This is a genomic window from Streptomyces sp. NPDC003393 (assembly GCF_053589015.1).
In genome coordinates, this window is record NZ_JBSFRB010000009.1 from 1 (window position 1) to 25,838 (window position 25,838).

Below are 25,838 nucleotides of genomic sequence, written 5' to 3' on the forward strand. Positions count from 1 at the left end.
GGGTTCTCCTGGTTCAGCGCGAGGAAGGGCCAGAAGAAGTCGTTCCAGGCCTGCACGAAGGTGAGCATGCCGAGCACCATCATCGCCGGGCGGGCCGCGGGCAGCACCACGTTCCACACGATGCGGATGTTGCTCGCCCCGTCGACCTTGGCCGCCTCGATCAACTCGTACGGCAGTGCCTCCAGCAGGTACTGGCGCATGAAGAAGACACCGAAGGCACCGACCAGGGTCGGGAAGATCACCGACTCCAGGTGTCCGCCCCACCCGATGTCCGACATCAGCATGAACAGCGGGACGACGCTGAGCTGCGGCGGAATGGTCAGCGTCGCGATCACCGCGGTCATCAGCACGCCACGGCCGCGGAAACGCATCTTGGCGAACGCGTACCCGGCCAGGGTGCAGAAGAACAGCGTGGCCACGGTGATGCAGCCGGACACGATGACGCTGTTGACGATGGCCTTGCCCAGGTGCGCCTGCTCCCAGGCCGCCTGGAGGTTGTGCCACAGCCTGCCGCCCGGCACGAGCGGCGGGGGGCTGTCCAGGACGCGCTGCTGGCTGTTGGAGGCGGCCACCAGCGTCCAGTACAACGGCAAGATCGAGCCCAGGCCGACGACGACGAGCGCGATGTAGGTGAAGGGGCCGCCCTGGAGCTGCTGGCCGGCACGGATGCCGAACCGGCCACCGCGCTTTTCCGACGGGGCGGCGTGCCTGGCCGGGGGAAGATTCGGCGTGGCGGTCTTGGTGGGACTGGTCGTGGTCATGGATATCGCTCCCGTCAGGCCGCGCTCTTGCGCACGAACCGGCCGACGATCCAGTTGATCAGGGCGATCAGCAGCAGCAGCACGAGCATCGCCCAGGCCACGGCCGCGGCCGGACCCAGATGCCCCAGCTTCCAGCCGTAGTTGTACAGATAGATGCTCAGCGTCTCGTACTGATGGTCACTGCCGCCGACGGAGCCGAGGGTGCCGCCCTGCAAAAGCAACGGCTCACCGAACAGCTGCATCGAACCGATCGTCGAGATCACGATGGTGAACAGGATCGTCGGACGCAGCGAGGGAATGGTCACCTTGCGGAACTGCTGCCAGCGCGTGGCACCGTCGATGGAGGCCGCCTCGTACAGATCACTGGGCACTGCCTGCATGGCCGCCAGGTAGATCAGGGCGTTGTAGCCCGTCCACCGCCAGATCACGATGACGGAGATGGCGATCTTCGACGACCAGTGGCCGTTGCCCCAGTCGATGTTGCCGACGCCGAAGAAGTGGAGCGCCCAGTTGAGCAGGCCGCCGTCGGGGCGGAAGACCAGGGCGAAGACCAGGGCGGCGGTCGCCACCGAGGTGGCGTACGGGGTGAGGATGACCGTCCGCCAGAAGGTGCTGGCGCGCAGCTTGTAGTTGAGCAGGTGGGCCAGGCCGAGGGCCACGAGCAGCTGCGGGACGGTGGAGATGACGCCGATGATGAAGGTGTTGGCGACGGCCGTCCAGAACTCGGAGTCCTGCAGGATCACGGAGAAGTTGTGCCAGCCGACCCACTCGGACTGGTCGAGGCCCGTCATCTCCACCCGGTGCAGGGCTATCCAGCCGGTGTAGAGCAGCGGGTAGAGCCCGAAGGCACCGAAGATGAGGAAGAAGGGGGCGATGTAGGCGTACGGCGACGCCTTGTCGTCGAAGCGCCAGAGTCGGGTGCGCCACTTGCTGTGTGTCTTCGATGCGGCGCCGGTGCCGCGTGGTGGCGGGGTGTAGGCACCCCGTGTGGGGGTTGTCGTTGCCACGGAGGGAGTCCTTCCCTGGAAATCTCGGCCGGGTACGGGGTGGGAGGCGAGTTTCGCGGGCCGGGCGCCCATCCCGTCGCTCCCCGAGCGGATCGCCACGGTATCGAGCGGTCCGCGCCGCGGCCTGACGTGCGTGTGATGCGGGACCCGGCCGCCGGCTTCCGGGCCCCGCTGAGTGCTGCGGGGTGACGAGGTGCTTCGTGCCATACCGGACCCGGCCCGCGGCCCGGTCCGTGCGGCGGACCCTCCACGTCACCATGCGGTACGGCCCGCGCCGCGTCCGCCGGGTTCTCGCGGTGGTACGGAGTCGGCTCGCGCACCCGTGCGGGGAGGCTGCTCGGATACGCGGGCCTGCGTCCGTACGGCCGGGTCGCCTGCAGTACTGCGGCGCGGACGACCCTCACGCCCGCCGCGAAGGCCGCGGTGCGGCCCGGTGCGCGGGCGCGGTGCGGGCGGCCGGCGGGCCGCCCGCACACGGTGGGTCAGCCGATCGCCTTGTCGATGGCCTCGGTCGCGTCCTTCCAGGCCTTGTCGGGCTTGGTGCCGCGCTGCTCCATGTTGTTGATCTGATTGGAGATCGTGTCCTTGATGGTGCCGTCCTTCGGGCCGAGCACCGCCGCGGGGATGGTCTTGGCCTCCTCGGCGTAGATCTTGCCGATGGGGGCGTTGTTGAAGTACGGCAGCTTGCCGTTCTTCACGCTGGCCAGCTGGTAGGCACCCTTGTTCGACGGGAAGATACCGGCCGCCTTGAACACAGCCGCCTCCTGCTCCGGCGCGGTCAGCCACTTGACCAGCTCGGTGGCCTCCTTGATGTGCTTGCCGCTCTTGGGAACGGCCAGGAAGGAACCGCCCCAGTTGGCCGCGGCGCTGCCGGGCGCCTTGGCGATGTCCCACTTGCCCTTGTAGTCGTCACCGGAGTAGTTCTGGATCTGGGCTGCCATCCACGCCGGGCACACCACGGTGGCGAAGCTGCCCTTGCGCAGGGCCGCCTTCCACGGGTCCTGGAACTGGGCCAGGCCCTTGGTCAGGTGCTTCGACGCGGCCTCGGCGGCCAGGTCCCAGCCCTTCTTGACGGCCGGGTTGTCCTTGTAGATCGGCTTGCCGTCGGCGTCGTAGTACTGCTCCGGGGAGGAGGAGACGACCGCGTTGTACATCGCGCTCGCGGAGTCCATGAAGTAGGTGCCCTGGGGCGCCTTCTTCTGGTACTGCTCACCGAGCTCGATGTAGGACTCCCAGCCGCCCTGGAGCTGCTTGGCGACGTCCTCGCGGTCGGTCGGCAGGCCGGCCTTCTCGAAGAGGTCCCTGCGGTAGCACAGCGACATCGGGCCGATGTCGGTGCCGGCGCCGATCACCTTGCCGTCCTTGGTGGTGGCCTGCTTCTCCTTCCAGGTCACCCAGTCGTTCACGTCGATCGACTTGCTCAGGTCGACGAACTTGTCGGCCCGGGTGGAGACGACCTCCGTGATGCGGCCGACCTCGATACCCGTGACGTCCCCGAGACCGCTGCCCGAGTTCAGCTGCTGAAGGAACTTGGTGTAGTAGTCAGGCTCGTTGGCGGACGTCTCTTCCTTGACCGTGATGTTCGGGTGCAGCTCGTGGTACTTCGCGAACAGACCGGCCTCCTTGTAGCCGAACTGTCCGAAGTCCTGCACCTTGAGCGTGATGTTCCCGTCGGAGTCCGCGGCGTCAGAGCCGCCGTCGTCGCTGCTGCAGCCAGTCAGCAGCAGGGCCGAAGCCGTCAGGACCGTCGTGGCCACGGCCGCTGCTCTGCGACCCCGGCCACCGCCGGTACGGGTGATGCGCATTCCACTACTCCTTGTTCCAGTGGGGAACGGGACCTCAGGAATCCGACCGCCGAGGTACGACGGTCCGGACCTGCCCTCTCGGATCGAGCAGCGGCCAGCCCACTGCACTCGGCGTGCGGTGAAACGGTGCTGGTCAACGGTGTGACGACGAGTACAGAGGGAAGGGCCGTTGGTGGTTTCGGCCACACGGGAGAGAGCCCCGGTCACCCGTGGGACCGCTCCCACGCGGCATGTTCGGAAGACTCCTTGTTGCCGGGCCAGGTGTCAAGAGTTGAAAACGGCGTTGTTGCCCAAGCGTGTTCCGCGCGTCACGTGAATGTGTCGCACAACTCGGCGTAACACCTGCGTCATCCGCCCGCCGCACGCCTCGTTTACACAGGTCACCGAGGGTTCGGCCGTGGAAGGGGCGACTCCGGGCCGGGCGCGGGGGCAGTGGCCGGATTTTTTTGGGTGAGAATGAAGCGGCCGCCCACGACGCACCGGAAGGTGAACGATGACCGCTGCCGAACTGCCGCAGCCGCACAGGACCGCGGACGTCCGGCGCCCGACCCTGAACGCCGTCGCCGCCCGAGCGGGCGTCGGCCGCGGCACGGTCTCCCGGGTGATCAACGGCTCACCCAAGGTCAGCGACCGCTCCCGGGCCGCCGTGGAGCAGGCGATCGCCGAACTCGGCTACGTTCCCAACCGCGCGGCCCGCGCCCTGGTCACCCGCCGCACCGACTCGATCGCCCTGGTCGTCCCCGACGCCGAGACCCGGCTCTTCTCCGAGCCGTACTTCTCGGAGATCATCCGAGGGGTCTCCGCCGGACTGGCCGGGGCCGGGATGCAGCTGCTGCTGGTGCTGGCACGGGACGCGACCGAGTACTCCCGGCTCGCGCCCTACCTGTCCGCACAGCGCGTGGACGGGGTGCTGCTGATGGCGGTGCACAGCGACGACACGCTGCCCGACCAGCTGGAGGAACTCGCCGTACCGACCGTGCTGGCCGGGCGCCGCAACGCCGCCGAGCCGCTCGGGCACGTCCGCTCGGACAACGCGGGCGGCGCCCGGGTCGCGGTCGAGCACCTCCTGGCGGGCGGCCGCCGGGCCATCGCCACGATCACGGGTCCGCTGGACATGGACGTGGCCCGGGCCCGGCTCGACGGCTACCGTGAGGCGCTCCGGCAGGCCGGCCACACCGCCGACGAGGACCTGGTCGCGTCCGGCGACTTCACGGAGGAGGGCGGGCGCGCGGCCATGCGTGAACTCCTGCGCCGGCACCCCGGTCTCGACGCCGTGTTCGCCGCCTCCGACGTGATGGCCTCGGGCGCGGTGCTGGAACTGCGCGCCGCGGGCCTGCGGGTGCCGCACGACGTCGCCGTCATCGGCTTCGACGACTCGATCGTGGCCCGGCACGTCGACCCCCCGCTGACCAGCGTCCGCCAGCCGGTCCACGAGATGGGCCGCACCATGGCGAACCTCCTGCTCGACGAGATCACCCGCCGCGGCACCGGCCACCGCCAGGTGGTCCTTCCGACGGAGCTGGTGGTACGGCAGTCGACGTAAGGGGCGTCTGGCCGCGCGGCCACCGAGCAGGCGACTGCGAAGGCCTCGAAAGTGGTCGAGCGAGGCGTGGCACCCCCCTGGCGACGTGGGAGCGCTCCCATGCATAATGGGTCCCACTCGACTCGTGGGAGCGATTCCATGCCCGAACCGATGACCGTGTCCTTCCCTCCCGCCTTTCTCTGGGGCGCGGCGACGTCCGCGTACCAGATCGAGGGTGCGGTGCGGGAGGGCGGCCGCACCCCCTCGATCTGGGACACCTTCAGCCATACGCCCGGCAGGACGGCCGGCGGCGACACCGGGGACGTCGCCGTCGACCACTACCACCGCTACCGCGACGACGTGGCCCTGATGGCGGAGCTGGGGCTGACGGCCTACCGCTTCTCGGTGTCCTGGCCGCGGGTGCAGCCCACCGGCCGGGGTCCCGCCGTGCAGGTGGGCCTGGACTTCTACCGCCGGCTGGTCGACGAGCTGCTGTCCCACGGGATCAAGCCGGCGCTCACCCTCTACCACTGGGACCTGCCCCAGGAACTGGAGGACGCGGGCGGCTGGCCCGAGCGGGACACCGCGCTGCGCTTCGCGGAGTACGCGCAGCTCGTCGGCGAGGCGCTCGGCGACCGCGTGGAGCAGTGGATCACTCTCAACGAGCCGTGGTGCAGCGCCTTCCTGGGCTACGGCTCCGGGGTGCACGCGCCCGGCCGGACCGAGCCGCAGGCCGCCCTGCGCGCGGCCCACCACCTGAACCTGGCGCACGGGCTGGCCACGCAGGCGCTGCGCTCGGTGCTGCCCGCCCGCGACTCGATCGCGGTCAGCCTCAACTCCCAGGTGATCCGGCCGCTGACGCAGGACCCGGCGGACCTCGCGGCGGCCCAGCGGATCGACGACCTGGCCAACGGCGTCTTCCACGGCCCGATGCTGCAAGGGGCGTACCCGGCCACGCTGCTGGAGGCCACCTCGTCGGTCACCGACTGGTCGTTCGTCCTGGACAAGGACCTCGCGGACATCAGGCAGCCGCTGGACGCGCTCGGCCTCAACTACTACACGCCGGCACTGGTCTCCTCCCCCGAGAGAGCGCCCGAGGGCCCGCGCACGGACGGCCACGGCGCGAGCGAGCACTCGCCGTGGCCGGGCTCGGCGGACGTGGCGTTCCACCAGACGCCGGGCGAGCGCACGGAGATGGGCTGGACGATCGACCCGGGCGGACTGCACGAGCTGATCATGCGCTACAGCCGGCTGGCGCCGGGGGTGCCGCTGTACATCACGGAGAACGGCGCGGCCTTCCCCGACAAGGTGGACGGCGACGGCCGCGTGCACGACCCGGAGCGCGTCGCCTACCTGCACGCCCACCTCGCGACCGTCCACCGCGCCCTCGCGGACGGGGCGGACGTGCGCGGCTACTACCTGTGGTCCCTGATGGACAACTTCGAGTGGGCCTACGGCTATGCCAAGCGGTTCGGCGCGGTCTACGTCGACTACGAGACCCTCCAGCGGACCCCCAAGTCCAGCGCCCACTGGTACGGGAAGGCGGCCCGCAGCGGGCAGCTTCCGCCGGTGGACGCTCTCTGACCGGACGGGACCAGGCAGGACCAGACGGGACCAGACGGGACCAGACGGGACCAGGCGGGGCACCGAAGGAACACCGGGGAACACCGGGGGAACACCGAAGGAAGACCGCGGGTAGGGGAGGAACCCGCCTACGGGGGGACTGTGGGGCGCGGCACGCGAAAGCAGTAGGGGAGTGCCGCGCCCCACGGGGTTCATGCGCGGACGGGCACGATCATTCGAAGGCGCCGAACGCCTTGGAGAAGGCGAACGGGTCCTGGGCGATGGAGCTGCAGGTGGCGTCCGCGGTCGGCTTGGTGCCGCCGGCGCACTGCTTGTCGCGGGTGGCCGACCACATGGACAGCCGGCCGAGACCCTTGGACTGGGCGAAGTTCACCAGCTGGGTGGCGTCGTCGACCTTGAAGACCTCCGAGGAGACGTCGTTGACACCGATCATCGGGGTCACGGCGACCGCCTTCCAGGCGGCCCTGTCGGACAGGCCGAGGACGCTCTTGATCTGCGCCTGGGTGGCGGTGGCGGCCTGCTCGGCGTAGGTGCCCATGTCGCCGCTGTAGGAGGCGCCGTAGTCCATCGCCATGATGTTGACGGTGGAGATCCTCACCCCGTTGGACTTGGCGTTCGCCAGCAGGTTCACGCCGTCCTGGGTCAGGCCCTCGGGCATGACGGGCAGGGTGAAGGAGACGTCCAGGCCCGGGTGCTGCTGCTGGAGCTTGGCGATGGCCTGGGCGCGGCGGGTGTTGGCGACCGTGTTGGGCAGTGCGCCGCCCTCGACGTCGAAGTCGACCTTGGTGAGCTTGTACTGGTCCACGGCCTTGCCGTACGCCGCCGCCAGCGCGTCCGCCGAGGAGCAGGTGGTGGCGAGTTCCGAGCCGGAGGCGCCGCCGAAGGAGACGCGCACGTCGCCGCCCTTGGCGCGCAGCGCGCCGATCTGGGACGCCACGCCGTCGCTGCCGAGGTCGGTGACACCACCCCACTTCGGGGTGCAGCCGCCGCCGTCGGTGACGAAGGCGAGGTTGTAGTTCTTCACCCCGGTCGCGTCCGCGCTCTTCAGCAGGTCGAAGGCCGGGTAGAGCGAGGTGTCGACGTACGGCGCGAAGCCGGCGGAGGCGGTGGTGCCCGTTCCGGTGTTCCGGGACGGGGTGGGGGTCGGCGTCGGCGTGGAACTCCTGGTGGGGGTGGGAGTGGGCGTCGGGGTCGCGGACTGGGTGGGCCGACCGCTGGGTTCGGGGGTGGCGCCGCCGTCGGCGGAGCACGCGGCGTCGTCGATACGGCATCCGGTGGGGTCGCCGGTGCCGTTGACGACGAAGCCGACGGTGACCGACTTGCCCGGGGCGAGCCCGGCGGTGTCCCACTTGGCCGGCTTCACGGTGACGTGCTGCCCGCTCGCGGTGAACTCACCGTTCCACAGCGAGCTGAGCTTCGCGCCCGTCGGCAGGTCGAACTCCAGCGTCCAGTCCTTCTCGGTCTGACCGCTGTTGTTGGTGACGACGTACTGCGCGGTGTAGCCGGTCGACCAGTCACTGGTCCTGGTGTACGCGGCGCCGACCCCGGCCGCCTGCGCGGTGGCGGTGAACACGAGCGCTCCGCCACCGATCGCGGCGGCCGCCACCAGACCGCCTATCGCCTTGTTCCTGCCACTGATCCTGCGCCGGTGCGTGCTCATGCGCGTGCCTGCCTTCGCTGTTCACTGGGGTGGGGTGCGGCAGCACGCTAGCGGTCCCGAAGGGGACAAACCCCTTGATACGGGCGGCGGTCGGGGATCTTAGGGTGCGCTTAAGGAAGGGATCGGGGACGGTTAAAGGTGGGGACCAGCCGGCCCGTCCGGCGTCTTCGTACGGCCCCTCGGCGCGCCCGGCCCGCCGGTCCGCGTCCGGCGAGCTGGAACCAGATGCGCACCTCGGTCCCGCCCAGCACCGAGGAGCCGATCCGGACGTCGCCGCCGGTGGACTCCGCCAGGCGCCGCACGATGTCCAGGCCGAGCCCGGTGGATCCGTCGTTGCCGGATCCGCTTCCGCGCAGCATGGCCGCCTCCGGGTCGGGTATGCCGGGGCCCGCGTCGGAGACGAGCACGATCACGGCGTCGTCCCCGTGGTGCACGTCCACCGCGAAGGCCGTGCCCTCGGGGGTGTGCCGGAACACGTTGCCGAGCAGGGCGTCCAGTGCGGCGGCGAGATCGGCGCGGGCCACGGGTGTGCGCACCGGCCGGTCGACCCCGGCCACACGCCACTTGCGTCCCTCGTCCTCGGCCAGCGCGGACCAGAACTCCATCCGCTCCCGTACCACCTCGGCCGCGTCGCAGCCCGCGCCCGGACCGGCGGCCGCCGTCTGCGGCTTGGCGTCGCGGGCGGTGCGGATGATGGTGTCCACCTCGCGCTCCAGCTGAGCGACCGCGGCCCGGGTCTGCTCGGCGGTCGGGCCCTCGCCGAGGGAGGCGGCGTTCAGCCGCAGCACGGTCAGGGGCGTGCGCAGCCGGTGGGACAGGTCCGCCGCCAGCTCCCGCTCGTTCGCCAGGAGTTGGACGACCTGGTCGGCCATGGAGTTGAACGCGACCGCCGCGAGTCGCAGTTCGGTCGGCCCCTCCTCGGGCACCCGGGCGCCCAGCTTTCCCTCCCCCAGTTCGTGCGCGCCCTCGACGAGCCGCCGCGCGGGCCGCACCATCCGCACGCCGAGCCGGTCGGCGACGGCGACCGAGCCGACGACGAGCGCGGCTCCGACGCCGGCGAGCACCGCCCAGGCCGTGCCGACGCCGTTGGTGACCTCGGCCTCGGGGACGTAGACCTCCACGACCGCGATGGCGCCGGAGCTGAGCGCGACCGGCTGGAGCAGGGTGGATCCGCCGGGCACCTCGGTGGTGGAGGCACGGCCCATCTTCCGCACCGTGACGATGTCCGCTTCGGCGGCGTGACGGCGGCCGATGTCGACGGCCGGCTCGCCGTCGGCCGCCGGTATGTGCACCGCCATCTGCGCGTCCGAGCCGGCCGAGGCGACGACCCGCTCCAACTGGTCCCGCTCGGTGGTGATGGACAGCGCGGGCGCGACGGCCGCGGCCTGGCGCTCGGCGTTGGAGAAGGCACGGTCGCGGGCCATCTCCTTGATGACCAGCCCCAGCGGGACCGCGAAGGCGACCACGACCATCGTGGTGACCGCCAGACAGACCTTGACCAGTGCCCATCTCATCGCGCCGGCTCCGCTCCGGGTGGCTCCAGCTTGACGCCGACGCCCCGCAGGGTGTGCAGATACCGGGGCCGGGCGGCGGTCTCCCCCAGCTTCCGCCGCAGCCAGGACAGATGGACGTCGATGGTCTGGTCGTCGCCGTACGACTGCTGCCACACCTCGGCCAGCAGCTGCTTGCGCGGGACGACCACACCGGGCCTGCAGGCCAGGAAGGCGAGCAGGTCGAACTCGCGCCGGGTGAGGTCCAGTCGGGCGCCGTCCAGTGCGGCCTGACGGCGCAGCGGGTCGACGGTCAGCCCGCCGACGCGCAGCACGGTGGACGGCGCGGCCTCGGCGGCGCCGGAGCGGGCCCGGCGCAGCACGGCGGCCATGCGCGCGGCGAGATGCTCGACGGAGAACGGCTTGGTCAGGTAGTCGTCCGCCCCGGCGTTGAGCAGCCGGACGATCTCCGCCTCGTCGTCGCGGGCGGTGGCGATGATGACGGGGACGTCGGTGATGCCGCGCAGCATCTTCAGCGCCTCGGAGCCGTCCAGATCGGGCAGTCCGAGGTCCAGGACGACCACGTCGAAGCGGATGTGGGCGACCTCGCGCAGCGCCTCCAGCGCGGTGCCGACGCTGCGCACGGTGTGCGAGGCGTCGGTCAAGTGCCGGATGAGCGCCGAGCGTACGAACTGGTCGTCCTCGACCACGAGCACACGTGCCATGCGCCGCACCGTACGCCATGCGAACGGATCCGGTGCGGGCCTGTGGACAACTCCCCGCCGCTCCCGGCGGCCTGTGGACGAACCGGGCCGACTCCTGTGGAGGAACTCACCCCGGCCGCATTCGTGCGACATCGGTGGGGCGGGTGAGGCACTATGGCCGCGATGCACAGAGGACTCGTCCACGTACTGGCGTGGTCGCTCGCGACGAGCGCGGCGGTCACGCTGTCGTGGTGGGGTGTGCACACGGTGATGGCGGGCACCGCCTACGACCCGCCGCGTGCCCTGCCGATCGCGGCCGGCGGGGCGGCCACGCCGGAGTCGGCGCCCCTTGCCTCCTCCACGCAACGGCCGGCCCCGTCGCAGAGCCCCTCGCGGCGGACGAGCGAGTCGCCCCGCACCCCGGCCGCTCCCGACGCCTCGAAGCCGGCGCCCGGTACGAACCACGCGGACCCCTCCCCCACCGCCTCCGGCCACGTCAAGAGCTACGACACGGAGGGCGGCCGGGCGGTCTTCGACCTCGGCACCGCCTCGGCGACCCTGGTCTCGGCCACCCCGGGTACGGGCTGGTCGATGCAGGTGTGGAAGACGGAGAGCTGGATCCGGGTGGAGTTCACCTCGGGCACGAACCGGGTGTCGGTCTTCTGCACCTGGCACGACGGACCACCGCACGTGGAGATCGGCAACTACTAGTGCCGCACTGGAGCCTGACGCCTTCGGGGCCGTAGGGCGTGATGCCCTGGGGGCCGGTCCGTCGCAGCCCGTCGCCTTCGTCCGTGGCGGTGGTCAGCGGAAGACGGACGCCGGCGGAGCCGGCGAGGCGACCGCCGCGGCGTCGGTGACGGGGAGGGCTCCGCCGGTGAAGTCGGCGAGGGCGCGCCCGTGTTCGACACGGCCGGGGTGGGGGTCGGAGGCGGCTCGGCGGGTGAGTTCGGCGACCGGCAGCGGGAGGTCGCCCGCGACGAGCACCGCGTTGCCGAAGCGCTTGCCGCGCAGCACGGTCGGGTCGGCGACCAGGGCGAGTTCCCCGAACCGGGCGGCGGCGGTGGCGATCTGACCGCGGACGTGGGCCAATGGCGGGCCGTCGGCGAGGTTGGCGGCGTAGAGCCCGCCGGGCTTCAGGGCTCGGCGGACCTCGTCGAGGAACTCAGTCGAGGTGAGGTGGGCGGGCGTACGGGCCCCGCTGAACACGTCCGCGACGATCAGATCGGCCCAGCCGTCCGGCACCTTGGCGAGTCCCACGCGGGCGTCCACGGACCGCACCCGGATCCGGGCGGCCGTGTCCAGCGGCAGCGCGCGGCGCACCAGTTGGACGAGGGCCGCGTCCCGCTCGACGATCTGCTGGGTGGAGCGGGGCCGGGTGGCGGCGACGTACCGGGCGAGCGTGAACGCGCCTCCGCCGAGGTGCACGGCGTGGATCGGCTTCCCCGCGGGTGCCGCGAGGTCGATGACGTGCCCGAGCCGTCGCTGGTACTCGAAGGACAGATACGCCGGGTCGTCCAGGTCGACGTACGACTGCGGGGCCCCGTCGATCAGCAGGGTCCAGCCCCGTGCCCGCTCCCGGTCGGGTATGAGCTCGGCCAGCCCGCCGTCGACCTGCTCGACGACGGCCTCGGCGGCTCCGCGTGCGCGGCGCGGATTCCTGGTCCTTCCCATGGCGCCATTGTCGCAAGCGGCTGCGGGCCGCACGCGCGCGAGCCGGTCACGCGGGCCGGAGAGTCAGCTGCAGCTGTCCGCCGCCTCGATCATCCGCGCCGCCTCGCCCAGGGCGCGCCGCAGCACGGCGGGGTCCGTCGCGAGGTCGGCCTCCCCGGGCGGCACCAGCCAGTCCGAGCCTTCCACCGGCGGCTCGGGAGCCGTCCGCAGTCCGCGGCCGTCCGTCCTCGTGCAGGTGCTCCCCGGGACGTCCCAGCCCGCGGCCGTGCCCGCCGGAACCACGAAGGCCAGCGTGTCCCCGCCGTCGTCGTGCAGTACGGGCCCCACGGCGTCCGCCGCTCCGCGGCGCAGGATGTCGACGGCCTCCAGGCCCTGCCGTGCCGGCACCGTCACCAGGTCGCACCCGGCCCCGGTCGCCGCCGTCGGCGACATCGGCGGCATCGGCGACGGCGCGCGGGAATCGACGCTTCCGTCGGTCTGCATCCCGGCCTCCACCACGCGTACCCCTCCTCGTGAGCGAGCGGGTCGGGAGCCGGGCGGCTCCCGGACCACCGGGTTCAACGCGGCACCGCGTCAACGGCTACGCACAAAGTCAGCCGCAAAGGATGGCAGTTCATGGCAGATCGTGGATGAGATATCCGGTTTGTAGCCAAACGCTGCGTGGCGAGTCGGACACAGCAGGTACGTTCTTGCTCGCCGGAAACAGGGTGTCACTCGGGCAAGTCGGACAACTCACTCTGTCTCCGGCATGGTTCGACGGTTCGCACGAGAGGGCCCGGCCATGGCGTCGTCAACGGTGACCTCGTCTCAGTCCCCCCGGCCACCGCGGCCGAATCTCGCCTTCCGGCAACTGCGGGGACACCGCTCGCCGGCCGAGTTCGCCGCGGCGGTGCGGCGCGCTGCCCGCGAGATCGGTGAGCGGGTCAGCTGTGACGCGCGCTACATCGGACGGGTCGAGGCGGGTGAGATCCGATGCCCCAACTACGCCTACGAACGGGTGTTCCTGCACATGTTCCCCGGCCGGACACTCACCGACCTCGGGTTCGCGCCCCGCTCAACGGTCCGCGGGCGCGCGGCGCGTGCGCGGGCGGACGAGGCTCCCCGCCCGCGCGTCACGGCCCAGGAACGCGCCCCGCGTGAGACGCCGGGGGCGTCCCACCCGTATCACCCGTACGGGGAGCACGACTCGTACGGCACGCGGGCCCCGTACCGCGGTGATGACCCCTACGACACAGAGGACCCGTACAACACGCAGGACCCGTACCACCGGCAAGACGAGTACCACTCGCAACACCCGTACCGCCCACAAGACCCGTACCACCCGCAAGACCTGTACCACCTGCAAGACCTGTACCACCCGCACGAAGACCACGAGGAGAGCGACGTGCTGCGTCGCGCATTCATGACCCGCGGGGGCGCCACGGTGGCCGCCGCCTCGCTGGGCCCCCTGGGGTTCGCCTTCGACGCCTCGGCCGCGGACCGCTCGGTCCGCCGGGCAGGGGCGAGCGACGTCGGTGCCCTCGAAGAGGCCGTCCGCAGGATCCGGTTGCTCGACGACCGGCACGGCGCGGACGGTCTCTACCGGCGCGCGGCAGCCCCGCTGCGCGCGGCCTACGCGCTGCTCGACGCGGGCGCGACCCGGCAGGCCACCGCCGACCGGCTGCACTCGGGAGCCGGTGAACTGGCCATCTCGGTGGGCTGGCTGGCGCACGACTCCGGCCGCTTCGACGACGCCCGCTCGCACTACGCGGAGGCACTGGCCACCGCGCGTATGACCTCGGACCCCGCCCTGGAGGCGCACGCGTTCTGCAACACGGCGTTCCTCGCCCGGGACGCGGGACGGCCGCGGGAGGCGGTGCGCGCCGCGCAGGCCGCCCAGCGCGTCGCGCGCGGGCTCGGCTCGGCACGCCTGATGTCGCTGCTGTCGCTGCGCGAGGCGGGCGGCTGGGCGGGGCTCGCCGACCGCACCGGCTGCGCGCAGGCCCTCACCCGCGCACAGGCGCTCTACGACCGGGGCACCTCGGACGCCGACCCGGAGTGGATGAGCTTCTACGGCGAGGCCGAGCTCCAGGGGCTGGAGGCGCAGTGCTGGTCCACGCTCGGCGACTGGGAGCGTGCGGCGCGGCACGCGCGGCGGGCCGCGCGGCTCCAGGACCCCCACTTCACCCGGAACATCGCGCTCTACACGGCGGAACTGGCCGACGACCTCGCGCGCGGGGGGCGTCCCGACGAGGCGGCGGCCGCCGGAAGCCGGGTCCTGGACCTCCTGGACCAGGTCCAGTCCTCCCGCATCCAGACGATGCTGGCGGGAACGGCCCGGGTGTTGCTGCCGCACCGGCGGGCCGGCGGGGTGTCCGAGTTCCTGGAGCGGCACGCGAGCACACCACGGTCATAGGGCCCGTCCGCGCTCCCCACCCCGGCACCCCACGGGCACCGGGCGCTACCAGGAATCATTCGCAGTGCTCGGGCCTTCAGGCCGGGGGTGAAGCGAGTCCTGTGGTCGCGACGCGGAGCCTCGCGGTGGCGTTCCGGCGGAGCCGGACTCTGCTGCGTGACGGTGACGGGTCGCTCACATGTTCTGGGTGACGACGTGGGTTCGACGTGCCTAGTGTGATCGTCATGCAGCTCCGGTACGCCTTCAGGGTGTATCCCGACGCCGCTCAGCAGGCCGCGCTGGCCAGGGCGTTCGGGTGCGCCCGCGTCGTGTTCAACGACGCGGTCCGCGCCCGTGAAAACGCCCGTAAGGCCGGACAGCCGTTCCCGACAGTCGGACAGCTGTCCCGGAAGCTGATCACCGAGGCGAAGCAGACAAGGGAGCGGTCCTGGCTGGGCGGGGTCTCCGCGGTGGTGCTCCAGCAGTCCCTGCGGGACGCCGAGATGGCGTACCGCAACTTCTTCGCCTCCCTGGGCTCCACCCGCAAGGGACCCGGGACCGGTCCACCCCGCTTGAAGTCCCGCAAGGACGCCCGGCAGGCCATCCGGTTCACCGCCAATGCCCGCTGGAGCATCACCGGCAGCGGCCGTCTGAACCTGCCCAAGATCGGCGCGGTGAAGGTGAAGTGGTCCCGCCCCCTGCCCGCCACGCCCACCTCCGTCACCGTCATCAAGGACGCGGCGGGAAGATTCTTCGCCTCCTTCGTCATCGACACCGACCCCGCCGCCGACGCCGCACGGATGCCCGCGACCGACCGCACCATCGGCATCGATCTCGGCCTGACCCACTTCGCGGTCCTGTCCGACGGCACGAAGATCGACTCCCCGCGGTTCTTGCGGCGCGCGGAGAAGAAGCTGAAGAAGACCCAGAAGGAACTGTCCCGCAAGCAGAAGGGATCAAAGAACCGGGCCAAGGCCCGCCTGAAGGTCGCCCGCGCCCACGCCAGAGTCACTGATGCACGCCGTGAGTTCCACCACCAGCTCTCCACGAAGCTGATCTGCGAGAACCAAGGGATCGCCGTGGAGGACCTGTCGGTGGCGGGACTGGCCCGCACGAAGCTGGCCAAGTCCGTGCACGACGCCGGCTGGGCACAGTTCATCAGCATGCTGGAGTACAAAGCCGCCCGGTACGGCCGCACCCTGGTCAAGATCGGCCGGTTCACACCGACCTCCCAGACCTGTTCCACCTGCGGCACCGTGGACGGACCCAAACCCCTCAACGTGCGGGAATGGACCTGCAGCGCCTGCGGCACCGTCCACGACCGGGACACCAACGCCGCGATCAACATCAAGACGGCCGCCGGACTGGCGGTATCGGCCTGCGGAGCGCCGGTAAGACCAGGAGCCATCCCGGCACAGCGCGAAGAAACAGGAAGCCACGGATTCCCGACCGGAAACCGTGCCGCGTAACGGCACAGCAACCAGTCAAGGAAGGCCAGAATCCTCGGGCTTCAGCCCGAGGAGCAAGTCAAGCGACCAGGTGCCCCAGGTCGTTCCAGCTCTCGATCGCCGGCTCCTCGTACGCCCACCCCAACACCGACAGCGACGTCGGATGGAGCCGTATGCGCGCCGCGAAGTCCAGCGGCAGCCCGAGCCAGCGTGCCCCGATCGACCGCAGGATGTGCCCGTGGGCGAAGACCAGCACGTCACGGTCCTCGGCCCGCGCCCAGGCCACCACCTCGTCCGCGCGGGCGGTCACCTCGGCGAGCGTCTCTCCGCCCGGGACGCCGTCGCGCCAGATGAGCCAGCCCGGCCGCTCGTCCTGGATCTGCCCCGGCGTGAGGCCCTCGTAGGCGCCGTAGTCCCACTCCACGAGCGCGTCCCAGCGCGTCGCGCGGTCGCCGAAGCCCGCCAGTTCGCACGTCTCACGCGCGCGGGACAGCGGGCTGGTGCGGACCTCGACACCGGGCAGGCCGTCGAAGGGCGGCCGGTGCAGCCGCGCGCCGAGGAGCTTGGCGCCGCGCCGACCCTCCTCGAGGAGGGGGACGTCGGTCCTGCCGGTGTGCTTGCCGGACAGCGACCATTGCGTCTGTCCGTGCCGGGCCAGCAGGATGCGCGGTGCCATGGGGAGCCTTCCGGGAAAAAAGTACGATCTTCATACGCAACCCTTCCATCATCGCGCACCCTGTGCAGGAGCAACCCGAGGGTCGATCTCTGCGTCTTTGAGGGCCGGGGTGCCCCCTGAAGGCGGGCGCACAGACCGTAAAGTGGCACGACCGGCCGGACACACCGGAGATCACCGGGAGCCGCAGCACCGACAAGAGCGACGAGAACGGGGAGGGGCATCGGATGCCGCAGACGGAGGCACCGGCACCGCGCACCGAGGCGACCCCGCGGACCCGGCTGCGCTGGTGGACGGAACTGCCGCTGATCCTGCTGGTGTACGGCTGCTACTCGGCGGGTCGGCTGCTGGTCCGCGGTGACGTCTCCGGCGCCGTCGACCACGGACTGGCGATCCTGCGGCTGGAGAAGCTGCTGCACCTCAACGCCGAGCACCCCCTCAACCGCCTCTTCACGCGCGAGCCCTGGCTCGGCGTGCCGGCCGACTTCTGGTACGCCTCACTGCACTACGTGGTGACGCCCGCGATCCTGGTGTGGCTGTTCCGGGCGCACACCACGCACTACCGCGCGGCCCGCACCTGGCTGATGGGGTCCACCTTCATCGGGCTGATCGGCTTCACGCTGCTGCCGACCTGCCCGCCCCGGCTGCTCTCCCCGGAACACGGCTTCGTGGACACCATGGCCCACTACAGCTCGTACGGCTGGTGGGGCGGCGAGGCCAGCGCACCGCGCGGCCTGGGCGGCATGACCAACCAGTACGCGGCCATGCCGAGCCTGCACGTGGGCTGGGCGCTGTGGTGCGGGATCATGCTGTGGCGCCACGGCGGCACGCGCTGGGCGAAGACGGCCGGCGTCGCCTACCCGCTGCTGACCGCGCTGGTGGTGATGGGCACCGCGAACCACTACCTGCTGGACGCGGTGGCGGGCGTGGCCGTGATGGGTGTCGGGCTGCTGCTCGCGCCGTACCTGATGCGGGGCGTGGACCTGGCCCGGGCGGAGCTGGCGGCTCGTGTCCCGGCCGTCGCGGGGCTCGCGAGCGGCGCTGGTTCCCCGATTGTCAGTGGTGGATGCCAGACTTCGGCGGGTGAGCGAATTCCACGGCAGCGCGAAGCACGGCTCGGTTCCGGAGCCGAGCCGGGTGCCTCCTCCCAGGACGCGGGGGACGAGGCTCCGGCACCGGCTCGCTGAGCTGCGCGGCCCCGGTGTCCCGGCCCGGGCGCTGGACGCCCGTGCGCTGGCGGCACTGGCCGCGAACCCGGGGTGCAGGCGGCGCGCGATCCTGGACGGCGCGGGCGTGGACAAGGCGGCGCTGGCCGGCGCGCTGGGGTCGCCCTCGGCGTTCGGCCAGTCCCAGTTCGCTTTCGTGCGGGGCAACGCGTTCGAGGCCCGGGTCAAGGCCGACGGCGGTGCCGAACTGCTGCGGCTGGCGCACCAGCGGCTGGACGCCGGCGCGGAGCCGCCGCATGGCGCCCCGGTCCCGGACCTGACCGCGGCGGGCCCCGAGGGACGCGCGGAGCGTACGGCGATGGCGCTGCGCGAGGCGACGGCGGCGGGCGGCTGGACGCTGCTGGACCACCCGATGCTCGCCCTGGAGGTGGCCGGCTCCCCCGCCTACCTGGAGCCGGACGCGGTGGCGGTGCACCCGGACGGCAGCTGGACGGTCGTGGAGATCAAGTCGTTCCCGATGCTGGACGGCTCCGCGGACCCGGCGAAGGTCGGCGCGGCGGCGCGCCAGGCCGCGGTGTACGTCCTGGCGCTGGAGGACGTCGCCGCCCGGATCACCCGGGACATCCGGGAGGTCGCCGGCCAGGACGACGCCTCGGACGGGACACCCGCCCCGCGGGTGCGTCACCGGGTGCTGCTCGTCTGCCCCAAGGACTTCTCCAATCTGCCCACCGCCTCCGCCGTGGACGTCCGCAAACAGCGCGCGGTGACCGCCCGCCAGCTCGCGCGCCTCACGCGGGTCCAGGACATCGCCGACACGCTCCCCGAAGGGGTGTGCTTCTCGCCCGAGCTGCCCGCCGAGGAGCTGACGGCCGCGGTCGAGGCGGTCCCGGCGACCTACGCGCCCGAGTGCCTGGCCGCCTGTGAGCTGGCCTTCCACTGCCGGGCGAACTCTCGCGCCCAGGGCGCCGTGACCGCCCTGGGCCGCTCGGTCCGCGCCGAGCTGGGCGGCCTGACCACGGTGGAGGACGTCCTGGCCGCGGCGCACGGCGAGGCCGGCGACCCGGACGACCCGGCGGTGGCCGCCCTGCGCAGGGCGGCCAGGCTGCGGGCGGAGGCGCTGAGCGGCCACCAGGAGGCACCCGGCGGCCACCCGGCCCTGCGGGACCGCGCGCACCGGGACCTCCGGGAGGCGGCGTGTCGCTGATCACCACCCTGGCCCGGCTGGAGGCCGTGCGCGCCGGGCGCGCCCAGCCCGCCGCGACCGTCCGCCACCGGCATCTCTCCGGGCGCCCGCTGGTCTTCGTGCCGCTCACCACCGCCGGTGAGGCCGGCGCTCCGCTGGGCGCGCTGGTCGGCACCGACCGGGACGCGCCCCGGCTGCTGGCCGTGCCGCAGCCGCGCGACCGGGACCTCAGGTTCGCGTTCCTGGCCGAGCTGGCCGATGTGATCCTGCCGTACATCGACTCCTACGCCGACACCGTGGAGGCGGCCGAGCGCAGCGAGACCGACCCGGAGACCGGCAAGCGGGTCAAGGTCGAGGTCGAGCTGTGCGCGGACGCGCCCCAGCTGATCGTGCCGAGCCGCGCGGGCATCGACTTCGTACGGCTGCTCGGACGCTCCATGCGGTTCCGGCGCACCGCCGAGCAGGACCCCGAGGCCCCGCACCCGGCCCCGCCGAGGGTGCCGTTGCTCGGACGGTGGCTGACCCACTTCGGGGAGCGGGCCCGGGTGCCGGGCTCGTCGCTGCTGCTGGCGCTCAGCGATGTGCTGGCCCGGCACTGGACGACCGGCCAGTCCAGCCTGGAGGACCAGCACCTGGGGGCGCTGCTGGCGTGGATCGCCCCGCCGGAGGGCGTCTCGGGCGCCGAGGCCGCGCTGCGCGCGGAGCTCGCGCGGGACACGGCCGGCCAGCTCGAGTGCCCGCCCGCGGGCCCGGCCACCGACCCGGCGTTCGACAACAAGCTGCTCGCCCCCGCCATCGAGCGCTACGACCGGGCCCGTACCGCGCTGGCCGCCGCCGAGGACGGCCTGGAGGCCGACGGCCGGCTCGGCGCCCTCACCGCCGCCGAGCAGCACATCCGCGGGCTCGTCGAACAGTGCACGCGCCCCACGTGGGAGAAGGTCTGGGACGGTCTGGACCTGCTGCGGGCGCTGCCCGAGGGCGCCCACGTGGCGGAGCGGTGGACGCGCGACCGCTGGTCGTTCACCGGCCACCGCGACCGGGTGCTGGCAGGGGAACCGCCGCAGCCGCGCCGCGACGACGCGGTCACCGCCGCGAACAAGCTGGCCGCTCGCGAGCGGGAGCAGGCCCGCCTCGACGCCCAGGAGGCGCTGGACGACCCGCTGGTCATGGCGGGGCGGCGGCTGGCCGGGGAGGCGTTCGCGGGCGAGGTGACCGACGTGACCATGGCGTACAGCGAGGGCAGACGGCCCAGCCCGCGCCCGCTGGTCACCGTGCGCACGGACGACCGGCCGCACCTGGGCGAGCGGGTCCGGGTGTACCGCTCGCTGGGCGGGAAGCCGCAGTCGGCGGAGTTCGTCGGCGTCGCGGAGGACCGGGGTCCGCGGGAAGACCCTGCCGCTACGGACGGTCCCGGGGCGGACGGGTGGCTGATCGTGCTGCGGATCGTCGACAAGATGGGCCGCGGCAAGGAGCCCGAGGCCGGTTCCGTGCCGGAGAAGGGCGACCACGTGTGCTTCACGCTGTTCGAGCACGAGCAGCGCGGCGGCGCGAAGCTGCCCGACCCCGAGCAGACCCCGTGGACGCACGGCGGCCCGCCGAACGAGGAGAGCGTGCCGGAGCTCCCGGACCCGGTGACCGAGGAGGACGTGCTGTGACCGCCCCCGCGCACCCCGCCCGGCGACCTGGGGACGGCGCCGCCCTCGATCCGGGTGCGGCGGCCGCCCGCGCCACCGGGGCGATCCTGCGCGACACCCTGCACGGCACGCACCGCGGTGTCGTCGTCGACTCCCCGCCGGGTGCGGGCAAGTCGACGCTCGTGGTCCGCGCGGCGCTGGAGCTGGCCCAGGCCGGCCGGCCGCTGATGGTGGTCGCGCAGACCAACGCGCAGGTCGACGACCTGGTGGTGCGGCTGGCGGAGAAGAACCCCGAACTGCCGGTGGGCCGGCTGCACAGCAGCGACACCGACCCCTACGACAAGGCCCTCGACGGCCTGCCCAACGTACGGAAGTCGGCGAAGGCGGCCGATCTCGCCGGTCTGGACGTCGTGCTGTCGACGGCCGCGAAGTGGGCGCATGTGAAGGTCGACGAGCCGTGGCGGCACGCGATCGTCGACGAGGCGTACCAGATGCGCTCCGACGCGCTGCTCGCCGTGGCCGGGCTGTTCGAGCGGGCGCTGTTCGTGGGCGACCCCGGTCAGCTGGACCCGTTCTCGATCGTGGGTGGCGAGCAGTGGGCGGGGCTGTCGTACGACCCGTCGGCCTCCGCGGTGACCACCCTGCTGGCCCACAACCCCGAGCTGCCCCAGCACCGGCTGCCGGTGTCCTGGCGGCTCCCGGCGTCGGCGGCGCCGCTGGTCTCGGACGCGTTCTACCCGTACACGCCGTTCCGCAGCGGCACCGAGCCCGGTGACCGGCGGCTCGCCTTCGCGGTGTCCTCGGACGGCTCGGGCCCCGACCGGGTGATCGACGAGGCCGCGGCAGCGGGCTGGGGCCTGCTGGAGCTGCCCGCGCGGCACACTCCGCGCACGGACCCCGAGGCGGTGCGGGCGGTGGCGGCGGTCGTGGCGCGGCTGCTGGAGCGGGGCGGATCCGCCGTCTCGGAGCGGTCCCCCGACCCGGCTCCGCTGACCGCCGACCGGATCGCCGTCGGCACCGCGCACCGCGACCAGGCGGCGGCCGTGCGGGCGGCGCTGGCGGAGCTCGGTGTAACGAACGTCACAGTGGACACGGCGAACCGGCTCCAGGGCCGGGAGTTCGACGTCACGGTGGTCCTGCATCCGCTCTCCGGCCGCCCCGACGCCACCGCCTTCCACCTGGAGACCGGCCGCCTGTGCGTCCTGGCCTCCCGTCACCGGCACGCGTGCATCGTGATCTGCCGCGCGGGAGTCGGAGACCTGCTGGACGACCACCCCTCCACGGAGCCGGTCCAGCTGGGCGTCACGGTGAAGTTCCCCGACGGCTGGGAGGCGAACCACGCGGTACTGGCCCGGCTGCGGGAACATCGCGTGCCGTGGGCGCCTTGAGTATGTCCGGGCCTTGAGAACCGCCGGGGTGGGTAGTAACTGCCTCGGTCCGGTCCGCCGGCTCCCGCGTGACCCCGGGACGGGCAGGCGCCGCGATGCGACCGCCCCCTTGCACGGGCGCGGGACAATGGAGGGTGGCCCCGTAGAGGTGTCACCGATCGAACCGTACGAGGAGGACACAAGATGGCGGAGCCCGAGCCGCGCCGGAACGAGCCGCGGCTACGCCCCGCGCCCCTGCTCTTCGAGCCCGCCGAGGCCGTCGCCGACTCCGAGCACTTCTTCGCCCTGGAGTCGATCGACGACCCGCGGGCGCTGCTGGCGCGGGCGACCGAGCTGACGCTCGCGTTCCGTGCGGCGGCCGACCGTGCCGTGGAGTTCCAGGCGATCGCGGCGGCCCAGCTCGCCGACCCGCGGCGGTTCGACCGGCTGAGCCCGGCGGACATCGCCGAGCGGGCGGAGTGGACCGAGGACTATGCCAAGAAGATGGTCGAGTTCGGACGGGACCTGCTGCGCGGAGCCGAGGGTCTGCACACCAATCCGGCCGACCCCGTCTGACGCACCACCGCCGCACAGCTCTTCCGCCGCCTGGCGCATCCCCGCCGGGTCACACCGGCATATGCCAGGTGGGCAAGATACTCCCCGACTCCCCGTTCTGTCCCGGTTTCCGGCAACCCTGTGAATGGACCGGCTCACGCTCGGTAGACGTATCGCATGAGCCGCACAGGGAAGCAACCGCTCGCCGACCGCCCCGACCTCACGGCAGGCCACCGTTCCGACGCCTCCGGCGTCACCGCGGACGGCGCGGCCTGGCTCGCCTCGGCCGGCCCGTACCCCCGCAGCACGCTCGCGTTCTGGCGGGAACGGCCGGACGCGCCCGTCGTGCTGCCGTGCGGCGCCGCCTTCGACGTGGTCAGCGCACCGGCGATCTTCGGCCGCCGGATGCTGGACCGGCTGTGGGTGGAGGGCCCGGGCACGGGTCCGGTGGCCGTCCGCCGGGGGCGGATGCTGCTGTTCGCCGCCCCGGGCACCGCGCAGCGGCTGCCGTCGCTGCTGGACTGGGAGGATTGGGGGTCCCGGACCCGTCAGGACGGCTCCGGACGCGCCGGCGGCGTACCCCCGCTGCTGTGCCACGGCAACGGTGACGCGGTGACCGTGCCGGCCCCGGTCGGCGGCACCGGGCTCACGCGATCCACGTCCCGCTGGCTGGTCGCTCCGGACACCCGCCACCCGTGGCTGCCCGGCCCGGAGGTCCTGGTCTGGGCGGCCGTGCGGGCGGCCCGTGCGGCCGTACGGATTTCGATTTTTCCTCCCGCCGACCAGGATGCTAAGGTCTACGACGTCAGCAGGCGCCGCTAGCTCAGTTGGTTAGAGCAGCTGACTCTTAATCAGCGGGTCCGGGGTTCGAGTCCCTGGCGGCGCACGATGGCGATGGCGAGGCGTGTTCGCGGAAAGCGCGAACCTGTCTCGCCATCGTTGTGTTTGCGCGGCTCTGCCGCGCGTTGTGGGGGCTTCGCCACCCACACCCCCCGACGCCTCTTCTCGTCGCAGCTTCGTTGGCACCCCTCTTCCACGCGCCGCCCCGCATCCGCGCCTCGCCACCCCACACTCCCTCCGCGCACCGCCCCCGTCGGTGCTTCACCAACCCGCGCCCCTCCACGCGCCGCCCCGCATCCGCGCCTCGCCATCCCACACTCCCTCCGCGCACCGCCCCCGTCGGTGCTTCACCAACCCGCGCCCCTCCACGCGCCGCCCCGCATCTGCGCCTCGCCATCCCACACTCCCTCCGCGCACCGCCCCCGTCGGTGCTTCACCAACCCGCGCCCCTCCACGCGCCGCCCCGCATCCGCGCCTCGCCACCCGCCCCACCTCCACGCGCCTTCCGTGGGGTCAACCCGCTTGCGACGTGGGGTAGCCGGGCGTGATCTCGACCGTGTACGCGCCCGAGGGGGTGCGGTCCTGCACCTGCACACGGACGCCGTCGCCCGGCACCGTGAAGCTCTCCCCGACGCCGACGGGCGCGTCCGCGAGCGGTGGGTAGACCGAGCTGCTCGTGCAGGCCGAGGTGTGCGGGTGGGCGTCGATCACCTGGACGGGGCCGCCGCCCGACTGCGTCTCGCTGCGCACCCGGTACACCAGTACCCCCTCCCGGCACCCGGCGATGTCGCTCCCGATCGACTCCCGCACCTCGAACGCCAGCGCGCTGTCGCTCCCGGTCCGCACCACCGCGAGCTTGGTGCCGCCGCCCAGCCCGAACATCGGCGGCCCGGCGGCACCCGACCCCGGCGACTGGGCATCGGGCACGTCCACGCCCGCCGGGCCCACCTCCACCGGCTCCAGCGTCAGCCGGGTCGGCCCGGTTCCTCGTACGCACGCCACCTGACGCGGGTCCAGCCAGCCGAGTTTCCACTTGTGCCAGGCGAACAGGTCCGGCGAGAGCGCGAACTGGCTGCCCATCAGGTCCCAGTCGCCCACATAGGTGTCCCAGTCGCCCTTGCCGTCCGAGGGCCGGTGGTACAGGTCCGGCAGGTCGAAGACGTGTCCGGTCTCGTGGGCGAGCACCAGCCGGTCAGGGGGATGCCGTTCGAACACCGTCACCACCCGGCGGATGTCCGTGTGGTCGGCCCGCAGCGGGGTGTCCAGGTTCACGACCTTCGTGGCGTCCGAGTCGACGCCGGGCGCGTCCGGATCGGCGACGAAGTAGACGACCTGGTACCGCGAGAAGTCCACCTGCTTGTCGGCCGCCGCGAGGGCGTCCCGCAGATAGGCGGCCCGGTCGGCGAAGTTCCAGTCGCGGTGCATGGCGTACGCGGTGGACGGCCGGGGCATCCGGATCCAGCGCTTCAGCGGATGCGGGCGCAGCACGAACCTGCCGTAGGACGCTTGTGCGTAGAACCGGCTGGTCGCCGGGAAGTGGTCGGCGGCGAGTTCCGCCGGGGTGGTGAGTGGGGTCGAGTCGGGGAAGGACAGGAAGACCATCACGGCGTCGATCGGCTTGGTGGGCCGGGCATAGGCGGCGTTCCAGGTGTCCACCCCCTCCGAGTGGTGCGCGTCGGTCCGCCGCAGCTCGCAGGGCGCCGGCGAGAAGGGCTCGGCGACCGAGGGACCGCTCAGGATCGAGGTGGCGGCGACCGCCGACAGGACGCTGAACACGGCCGCCGTACTGCGCAGTCGGGGCCGTGCCGCCCTCCCGGTCAGCGCTCCGAGGGCGTCACGGCCCAGCGCCTTCAGAGGGAGCTGACGCGGCACAGGGACCTCCGGGGGCGGTTCACGGGGACACCGCACCCAGCCTGTGGGACTTTGTAGGTGTACGCCCTGTTTGTCTGCACCGGAAGGGTGAGGGAAGGGTGAGTGGTACGAATTCGCGCCGCACCGGGCCGTCGCCTGTGCGGTGCTCGCGGCCGGGGTCCGTGGGGAGTTCGCCGCCGTGGCGGATCCAGAAGGCGACACCCCCGAACCACTCACGGAACGTCACAAGTGGTCGGTTGCCGGAAGAACCCGTCCAGGCACGAGCAGAAACGAACTGCCGGAAGGATCCGCCGTACGGCGGGACCGGCACGTGGCTGGAACGGGTCAGGCGTCGGCATCTATGATCGGCACACTTTCCTGGCACTTCCTGCGCGGACACGGGCCCGGCGGCCGTGCGTCACCCGGCCGGCCACCCGACGAGACCGATACGAAGACCGAGTGCATTGCGGGAGCGAGCGGTGAGCGGAACGTCCGAAGGGCCGACGCCCGCGGCAGACCTCATCCAGCCGAAAGTCACAC

21 protein-coding genes and 1 tRNA gene are annotated in these 25,838 nt (G+C 72.3%); 12 read left to right on the top strand and 10 right to left on the bottom strand.

All coding sequences use genetic code 11. The features are described from left to right. The 3 genes from ACWDUZ_RS11890 to ACWDUZ_RS11900 form a co-directional block, all read right to left on the bottom strand. Positions 1–761, bottom strand: a 761-nt coding sequence (locus ACWDUZ_RS11890; protein ID WP_451631677.1) for a carbohydrate ABC transporter permease, incomplete at its 3' end; no start/stop codon positions are given. A 14-nt stretch (positions 762–775) separates the two neighbouring features. Beyond that, positions 776–1,768, bottom strand: coding sequence for a carbohydrate ABC transporter permease (locus tag ACWDUZ_RS11895; RefSeq protein WP_451631678.1), 993 nt, complete (start codon positions 1,766–1,768; stop codon positions 776–778). A gap of 482 nt (positions 1,769–2,250) precedes the next feature. Further along, a complete protein-coding gene (locus ACWDUZ_RS11900; RefSeq protein ID WP_451631679.1) occupies positions 2,251–3,573 on the bottom strand; it encodes an ABC transporter substrate-binding protein in 1,323 nt (440 codons plus the stop codon). A gap of 493 nt (positions 3,574–4,066) precedes the next feature. On the opposite strand from ACWDUZ_RS11900, the gene ACWDUZ_RS11905 reads away from it, so the two are divergent. Continuing rightward, on the top strand, positions 4,067–5,116 hold the full coding sequence (locus tag ACWDUZ_RS11905; RefSeq protein ID WP_451631680.1) for a LacI family DNA-binding transcriptional regulator: 1,050 nt from the start codon (positions 4,067–4,069) through the stop codon (positions 5,114–5,116). Between the two features lie 138 nt (positions 5,117–5,254). Beyond that, positions 5,255–6,679, top strand: coding sequence for a GH1 family beta-glucosidase (locus ACWDUZ_RS11910; protein WP_451631681.1), 1,425 nt, complete (start codon positions 5,255–5,257; stop codon positions 6,677–6,679). Between the two features lie 211 nt (positions 6,680–6,890). Here ACWDUZ_RS11910 and ACWDUZ_RS11915 read toward each other — a convergent pair whose 3' ends face one another. The 3 genes from ACWDUZ_RS11915 to ACWDUZ_RS11925 all read right to left on the bottom strand — a co-directional run bounded on the left by ACWDUZ_RS11915 (position 6,891) and on the right by ACWDUZ_RS11925 (position 10,554). After that, positions 6,891–8,339, bottom strand: coding sequence for a glycoside hydrolase family 18 protein (locus tag ACWDUZ_RS11915; RefSeq protein WP_451631682.1), 1,449 nt, complete (start codon positions 8,337–8,339; stop codon positions 6,891–6,893). Positions 8,340–8,449: 110 nt separating this feature from the next. Further along, on the bottom strand, positions 8,450–9,853 hold the full coding sequence (locus tag ACWDUZ_RS11920; RefSeq protein WP_451631683.1) for a sensor histidine kinase: 1,404 nt from the start codon (positions 9,851–9,853) through the stop codon (positions 8,450–8,452). Beyond that, entirely contained in the window at positions 9,850–10,554 is a 705-nt protein-coding gene (locus ACWDUZ_RS11925) for a response regulator transcription factor (RefSeq protein WP_451631684.1), read from the bottom strand. Before ACWDUZ_RS11925 ends, ACWDUZ_RS11920 begins: the two co-directional genes overlap by 4 nt. 162 nt (positions 10,555–10,716) lie before the next feature. Between ACWDUZ_RS11925 and ACWDUZ_RS11930 the strand changes: the two genes are divergently transcribed. Next, positions 10,717–11,244, top strand: a complete 528-nt coding sequence (locus ACWDUZ_RS11930) for a hypothetical protein (RefSeq protein WP_451631685.1) — start codon at positions 10,717–10,719, stop codon at positions 11,242–11,244. Between the two features lie 93 nt (positions 11,245–11,337). Here ACWDUZ_RS11930 and ACWDUZ_RS11935 read toward each other — a convergent pair whose 3' ends face one another. Both ACWDUZ_RS11935 and ACWDUZ_RS11940 read right to left on the bottom strand, forming a co-directional pair. Beyond that, a complete protein-coding gene (locus ACWDUZ_RS11935; protein WP_451631686.1) occupies positions 11,338–12,207 on the bottom strand; it encodes a spermidine synthase in 870 nt (289 codons plus the stop codon). Positions 12,208–12,270: 63 nt separating this feature from the next. Continuing rightward, positions 12,271–12,690, bottom strand: a complete 420-nt coding sequence (locus tag ACWDUZ_RS11940) for a hypothetical protein (RefSeq protein WP_451631687.1) — start codon at positions 12,688–12,690, stop codon at positions 12,271–12,273. A gap of 298 nt (positions 12,691–12,988) precedes the next feature. Here ACWDUZ_RS11940 and ACWDUZ_RS11945 point away from each other — a divergent pair, with 298 nt between their 5' ends. Continuing rightward, positions 12,989–14,602, top strand: coding sequence for a hypothetical protein (locus ACWDUZ_RS11945; protein WP_451631688.1), 1,614 nt, complete (start codon positions 12,989–12,991; stop codon positions 14,600–14,602). Positions 14,603–14,826: 224 nt separating this feature from the next. Beyond that, positions 14,827–16,050, top strand: coding sequence for an RNA-guided endonuclease InsQ/TnpB family protein (locus tag ACWDUZ_RS11950; protein WP_451631689.1), 1,224 nt, complete (start codon positions 14,827–14,829; stop codon positions 16,048–16,050). Positions 16,051–16,108: 58 nt separating this feature from the next. Here the strand turns inward: ACWDUZ_RS11950 and ACWDUZ_RS11955 are convergent, their stop codons facing one another. Further along, positions 16,109–16,705, bottom strand: a complete 597-nt coding sequence (locus tag ACWDUZ_RS11955; RefSeq protein ID WP_451631690.1) for a histidine phosphatase family protein — start codon at positions 16,703–16,705, stop codon at positions 16,109–16,111. A 224-nt stretch (positions 16,706–16,929) separates the two neighbouring features. Between ACWDUZ_RS11955 and ACWDUZ_RS11960 the strand changes: the two genes are divergently transcribed. From ACWDUZ_RS11960 to ACWDUZ_RS11990, 7 genes are all read left to right on the top strand, one after another. Then, complete coding sequence (locus tag ACWDUZ_RS11960; RefSeq protein ID WP_451631691.1) at positions 16,930–17,889, top strand: phosphatase PAP2 family protein; 960 nt, start codon at positions 16,930–16,932, stop codon at positions 17,887–17,889. Beyond that, positions 17,840–19,072 carry a hypothetical protein gene (locus tag ACWDUZ_RS11965; protein ID WP_451631833.1) on the top strand — a complete coding sequence of 411 codons (1,233 nt, stop codon included), beginning with the start codon at positions 17,840–17,842 and terminating at the stop codon, positions 19,070–19,072. Before ACWDUZ_RS11960 ends, ACWDUZ_RS11965 begins: the two co-directional genes overlap by 50 nt. After that, positions 19,063–20,706, top strand: a complete 1,644-nt coding sequence (locus ACWDUZ_RS11970; protein WP_451631692.1) for a hypothetical protein — start codon at positions 19,063–19,065, stop codon at positions 20,704–20,706. Before ACWDUZ_RS11965 ends, ACWDUZ_RS11970 begins: the two co-directional genes overlap by 10 nt. Further along, positions 20,703–22,073: an AAA domain-containing protein gene (locus tag ACWDUZ_RS11975; RefSeq protein ID WP_451631693.1), complete on the top strand. Its 1,371-nt coding sequence runs from the start codon at positions 20,703–20,705 to the stop codon at positions 22,071–22,073. Before ACWDUZ_RS11970 ends, ACWDUZ_RS11975 begins: the two co-directional genes overlap by 4 nt. A gap of 183 nt (positions 22,074–22,256) precedes the next feature. Continuing rightward, positions 22,257–22,628: a hypothetical protein gene (locus tag ACWDUZ_RS11980; RefSeq protein ID WP_451631694.1), complete on the top strand. Its 372-nt coding sequence runs from the start codon at positions 22,257–22,259 to the stop codon at positions 22,626–22,628. A 156-nt stretch (positions 22,629–22,784) separates the two neighbouring features. Continuing rightward, positions 22,785–23,429, top strand: a complete 645-nt coding sequence (locus tag ACWDUZ_RS11985; RefSeq protein ID WP_451631695.1) for a bifunctional DNA primase/polymerase — start codon at positions 22,785–22,787, stop codon at positions 23,427–23,429. Continuing rightward, positions 23,420–23,493, top strand: a tRNA-Lys gene (locus tag ACWDUZ_RS11990). The genes ACWDUZ_RS11985 and ACWDUZ_RS11990 overlap by 10 nt, the downstream gene beginning before the upstream one ends. 467 nt (positions 23,494–23,960) lie before the next feature. On the opposite strand, the gene ACWDUZ_RS11995 is transcribed toward ACWDUZ_RS11990, so the two are convergent. Beyond that, positions 23,961–25,319, bottom strand: coding sequence for a M6 family metalloprotease domain-containing protein (locus ACWDUZ_RS11995; protein ID WP_451631696.1), 1,359 nt, complete (start codon positions 25,317–25,319; stop codon positions 23,961–23,963). Positions 25,320–25,838 lie beyond the last annotated feature (519 nt).